The sequence below is a fragment of the Acetatifactor aquisgranensis genome (assembly GCF_943193215.1).
In the GTDB taxonomy this organism is placed as follows: Bacteria; Bacillota; Clostridia; order Lachnospirales; family Lachnospiraceae; genus Acetatifactor; species Acetatifactor aquisgranensis.
This window is the reverse complement of sequence record NZ_CALPDH010000076.1, coordinates 1-4,640: the sequence shown is the minus strand read 5'-3', so window position 1 is coordinate 4,640 and position 4,640 is coordinate 1. Positions and strand designations below refer to the sequence as shown.

The 4,640-nt window shown below is 38.7% G+C and carries 7 protein-coding genes and 1 pseudogene; 4 read left to right on the top strand and 4 right to left on the bottom strand.

Going from position 1 to position 4,640, the window contains the following annotated elements:
• Positions 1-283 precede the first annotated feature (283 nt).
• The 3 genes and pseudogenes from NFS35_RS28520 to NFS35_RS28510 all read left to right on the top strand — a co-directional run.
• The gene (locus NFS35_RS28520) at positions 284-490 is read left to right on the top strand and encodes a CopG family transcriptional regulator (RefSeq protein WP_251210333.1); all 207 of its coding nucleotides are present in this window, start codon (positions 284-286) and stop codon (positions 488-490) included.
• 218 nt (positions 491-708) lie between these two features.
• Positions 709-975, top strand: coding sequence for a type II toxin-antitoxin system RelB/DinJ family antitoxin (locus NFS35_RS28515; protein WP_251210332.1), 267 nt, complete (start codon positions 709-711; stop codon positions 973-975).
• Between the two features lie 67 nt (positions 976-1,042).
• Positions 1,043-1,246: pseudogene (locus NFS35_RS28510) on the top strand (Txe/YoeB family addiction module toxin); the annotation flags it as partial.
• 291 nt (positions 1,247-1,537) lie between these two features.
• Here the strand turns inward: NFS35_RS28510 and NFS35_RS28505 are convergent.
• The 4 genes from NFS35_RS28505 to NFS35_RS28490 all read right to left on the bottom strand — a co-directional run bounded on the left by NFS35_RS28505 (position 1,538) and on the right by NFS35_RS28490 (position 3,562).
• Positions 1,538-1,813, bottom strand: a complete 276-nt coding sequence (locus NFS35_RS28505) for a GNAT family N-acetyltransferase (RefSeq protein ID WP_251210331.1) — start codon at positions 1,811-1,813, stop codon at positions 1,538-1,540.
• A gap of 138 nt (positions 1,814-1,951) precedes the next feature.
• A complete protein-coding gene (locus tag NFS35_RS28500; protein ID WP_251210330.1) occupies positions 1,952-2,521 on the bottom strand; it encodes a helix-turn-helix domain-containing protein in 570 nt (189 codons plus the stop codon).
• 22 nt (positions 2,522-2,543) lie between these two features.
• Complete coding sequence (locus NFS35_RS28495; protein ID WP_251210329.1) at positions 2,544-3,050, bottom strand: GNAT family N-acetyltransferase; 507 nt, start codon at positions 3,048-3,050, stop codon at positions 2,544-2,546.
• A gap of 38 nt (positions 3,051-3,088) precedes the next feature.
• Complete coding sequence (locus NFS35_RS28490) at positions 3,089-3,562, bottom strand: GNAT family N-acetyltransferase (protein WP_251210328.1); 474 nt, start codon at positions 3,560-3,562, stop codon at positions 3,089-3,091.
• Between the two features lie 511 nt (positions 3,563-4,073).
• Here NFS35_RS28490 and NFS35_RS28485 point away from each other — a divergent pair.
• Complete coding sequence (locus NFS35_RS28485; RefSeq protein WP_251210327.1) at positions 4,074-4,490, top strand: YjdF family protein; 417 nt, start codon at positions 4,074-4,076, stop codon at positions 4,488-4,490.
• The last annotated feature ends 150 nt before the right edge of the window (positions 4,491-4,640 follow it).

The window sequence follows — 4,640 nt, the reverse complement described above, 5'->3', positions numbered from 1 at the left end:
AAGACAGGAGCAAATCTGTTTTTATCATACAGGTTTGCTCCTGTTTTGTATAGGTACGCACTATCCACCGTTTACGTACAAGCCCGCATGGGCATACTCAAAGGAACTGTAGGCGTATTTTTTGAGGTCATTGTATAATTCCGGCTTCATAGGCGTTTCCTTTCTTTTTATCGCTCGATTTTCTTAAAGATTCAAATACATTATAACATAAAAGTATAACATAAATAGCAACATATATAGCACTGAATTTCAAGCATAAAATATGGTTGAACGGAGGTGCAATATGAAGAACGATAATTTAGTGATAAAACCTAAGAAAGCAAAAGGAGAAGACGGATACAAAGTTTTCTCAATCAGAATCAGGGAAGAAATTGTGGCGCAGATTGATGATATTTCTTCCAGAACAGGACATAGCAGGAATGAACTGATTGGGACTTTTTTGGCATATGCTTTGGATAAGTGTGTGGTGGAAGAAGAAAAAGACGGGTGAGAAAAGCATATATTGTGAAAAAAGGGAAAGCATGTAAAGAAAATATGCAAAAATATAAAGAAATAGCTTTACAAATATCCAAAACACGATATAATATATTTATCGGAAGCAATCCTTTCGATTCCGATAAAAGGGCGCATCTTTTTGCGCCGTATTCGGTTATAGAAAGCCATATTTGTTTTTCTATAATGTAGGTGGACATAAAGGAGGTGCAACGTATGGCACAGACAAGCGTAAATTTCCGCATGGACGCAGAACTAAAAGAATCCGTAGAAGAAATCTGCCGGAAAATGGGAATGAACCTTACCACGGCAATCACCATTTTCTGTACGAAAGTGGCACAGGAAAGAAGAATCCCCTTTGAAATCACCGCAGACCCAGACCCCTTTTACAGCGAAAGCAATATCCGCTACCTGGAAAAGAAAATGGAGGATTACAAGGCAGGGCGGCTGAAACTGGCGGAACATGAACTGATTGAGGAATAGGGGGCTTATGCAGATAAAACGGATACAATGGGATTTTGCATGGGAAGACTAATGTCAGTGGCAACAGACCAACAAAGCCGTCCTGAAGCGTATCAATATGTTGATAAAGGACATGCGGCGAAGCCCCTTTGAGGGCATTGGCAAGCCGGAGCCGCTGAAAGACAATTTGAGCGGTTTTTGGAGCCGCCGTATCAACGATGAACACAGGATTGTCTATGCGGTGGAGCGGGAGACTGTCGTAATTATCTCATGCAGGGGACATTACGATTAGAGGGTGACAAACGATTGACAATGTGTTAATATATGAGTGCATTTTGAGTACAAAAAATTTTGAAAAGTGGAATAAAGGCGAATAAAAAGAAAAATAGCCAAAATACACATATGTAGAACACAGGAAATAAGGCAGATTAAATTCTTGTGAGAAGAGTTCGAATAGTAAACAGAAAGCCGGGAAGCCGCATAAACAGCGGACTTTCCGGCTTTTGATGTGGAGCGTGATACCTTTTTGATACCTATATGAGTGAATAATGAAAATTTTTATATCTCACGCATATAGATTTTTTCAATTTCGGCGTTGTCCTCGATATTTTTCATCAACGAACATATAGCCAATGTAAGGCGTATATGAAACATTTGGAATACAATCACTTTTTGCAACAGTACAGTAGCCCGCAATATCAGTTTCGTGCAAAGCAACTATCACACGTTCCCAATCTGTAAAAGTGTTGTCAGACATATTTTGGGATAGAGATTTTCCGGCTCTCCATGAGCAGCTTTGCGCAAATTGGCTTACTTTTTCCCACATATCGTCAGATGATGTGATTGATAAAAAATTCATGGTAATTCCTCCGATTTTATTTATTGGAGGATTATTTTCCGTGTATCCTCCAAACACAATTTTGATTATTTTTCATATCTGCATCAGCCCTTTCATTAATGTATTTATTATAAAGCAAATATGCTTATAATACGGAAGTTATTTTTTACGCCATTGGTAACTGCATTTTTTATCATCTTTTCCATTGTAATCAACCTTACTACTCGTAGCAGGCCAGTTGATTTTCCATTCAAAATACTCGTCCTCTGAAATCTCTCCGCTTTTCAACTGCTCTTTCCGCAGACACCATTCCCGCATGAAATCATTGACTAATCCATACTCTAGCCACATACCCACCGGGGCATGAGCAGGCCAATCATCATTGTCATAGTAACGCACCGATTTATCATCAGAAGCGTTGCATTTGCCGGAGTTGCGGACAAGCTGAAATAAGTGGATCGTGCTGCGGTCATCTTCGTCAAGCCAAAGGAATGTAAGCATAATATCTTCGGCACAACCGGGAGTGACACCAATAAAATGAATATAATTGACGTTCAGTATCTTTGCCATTTCCATTAAAGTGTTGTTTTTGGGAACACGATAGCCGGATTCATACTGTGCGATACGAACATCAGCATTGCGTTCCGCATATCCCAATTTCAAGCCTAGTTCACGCTGTGTCAAGCCCCGGAACGTGCGTATTCTCTTTATCCGTTCTCCTAATACCATAGTCATGTATCCTTTCTGAAAATCAGAGTGACTGTTTTGAAATTATCATGTTACATCTGCTCCACAACTCATCTTTATATGCAAATACATCTTTATCAATCTTTCTTTCAACGAAGCCGACTTTTTCATAACATTGCTTTGCTAATACGTTTTCACTGAAAACATTCAGTTGAACCGCTTTTGCGCCGGTTATCTGAAAAGCGAATTGCAGAGCCAGATTCAGCATTTCTTTTCCGTAACCTTTTCCGCGTTTGGTTTTATCAACAATAACAAATTTAAGAAAACCAATATTGTCTGCTGTATTGACAGAATAACAGAAGAAGCCTACTGCCTGTCCGCTGTTTTCAGTTGCTACATAAGCACTGTCTGTCCAGTCCATAGCATTTTTCTCTAATAAATCATGGAAAGATTTTTGTGTCATGGGATATGGCAAAAGATTTGCACACCAAAAAGCATGAGTTCTTTCGTCATCAATCCATTTTGATACATATTCGTAATCTTTGCTTGATATATACGGCCGGATTCTCATAAATGGAATGTCCTTTCTCCAGTTTATTTATAAATTTGTTATAGGCAGTACACCATAATATATTCTTTCTCATTCTCCTTTACAATCTCAAAACCAATCTTTAAATACATCTTTGTCGCATAATTGGCTTTTTGAACAGAAAGAGAAACCCGACTGTACCCATGTGATTTAAGCAGGGTAAGAATTCCTTTCATCATAGCCGTTCCAATGCCAAAGCCCCGGTATTCTTTATAAAGAGAGATTGCCAAAGAGGGCGTTTCATCATCTATATGTCCGTAATCGTTCATAATGCGAACCCAAACAGCCCCAACAATCTTACCGTCAACTTCTGCTGCTAATCCCCAATCATCTTTTGATTCCCCGAAATGCTCAACATAAACCTGTAATTCGGGGGATGTAATGATGGTTTTAGGTGGAGGTTCGATACCCTCTGGAATAAAGATTGCTTCATATAGAAAATTATCCAGTAACGGATATTCCTGTTTTTGTATTTCTCGTATCGTTACGTCCATAGCTTACCTCTCAATTCTGTACTCTCCATATATTCTAGCATAATTCAGATAATAATACAGCAATAACTTATCGGAAATGCTAAATTTAATAAAAAAGATAAGCATCTGAATATGATGCGTCAAGGGAAGGACAATATACAAGATTTCATATTATGGAACTATCTGACACTATAGATTTGTATGAGGGTAATGTTGTCCTTGATGTTGCATGTGGAAATGGAACTCTGTTGCGAGAAATAATGATTTGAACATGGTGCTAGAACCATGTAAGTTAATTCGGATAAGGAAAATGTGATAATGTGGCAGTTCACACTATTAAGCGAATTGCCACATTTTTATAGCAAAATAAGCGGTTATGTGGTAATATATAGGGGCAAAGATAAAAACACAACGCAAGGCAATTTTGCAGAACTGGTAGGTAGTCCAGTCGCACCGATTTGGTGTAAGTAGCCCTCCCTCCTTAGGGTCGTCCGTTCTTTGTTCATTACAATTATTTTAAGGAGGAATTGTCATGGACAAAGTATCGGGAAAGTTGACAGTATTTTTTGAGGAACCGTTTTGGGTGGGAGTGTTTGAACGTGTAGCAGATGGAAAGCTATCTGTATGTAAGGTTATGTTTGGGGCAGAACCAAAGGACTATGAGATTTATAATTTTGTTCTGAAAAATTACTATCGGTTACGGTTTAGTCCGGCTGTGGCAACTGATGTAAAAGTAGCTAGTCGCAATCCTAAACGAGTACAGCGTGAAGTGCGGAAACAGGTAAAGAATACCGGGATAGGAACAAAATCACAACAGGCTTTGAAATTACAGCAGGAGCAGTTGAAAACTGAACGCAAAATTGTGAGACGAGAACAACGGGAAGCAGAGAAACAGCGGCAGTTTGGACTGAAACGGCAGAAAAGGAAAGAAAGACATAGGGGCAGATGATATTTGAAAGGGAAGTTTATGGGACAGTATACATAGTATAATGGTATTGTATAGAAATGTTTAGAAACTAAGAAAAAGGAGCTTCCTGTATAATACAAACATAGGGAATTCCAAGAAAGGTGGTTGATAAAAAGATACCTCAGAGTAAAA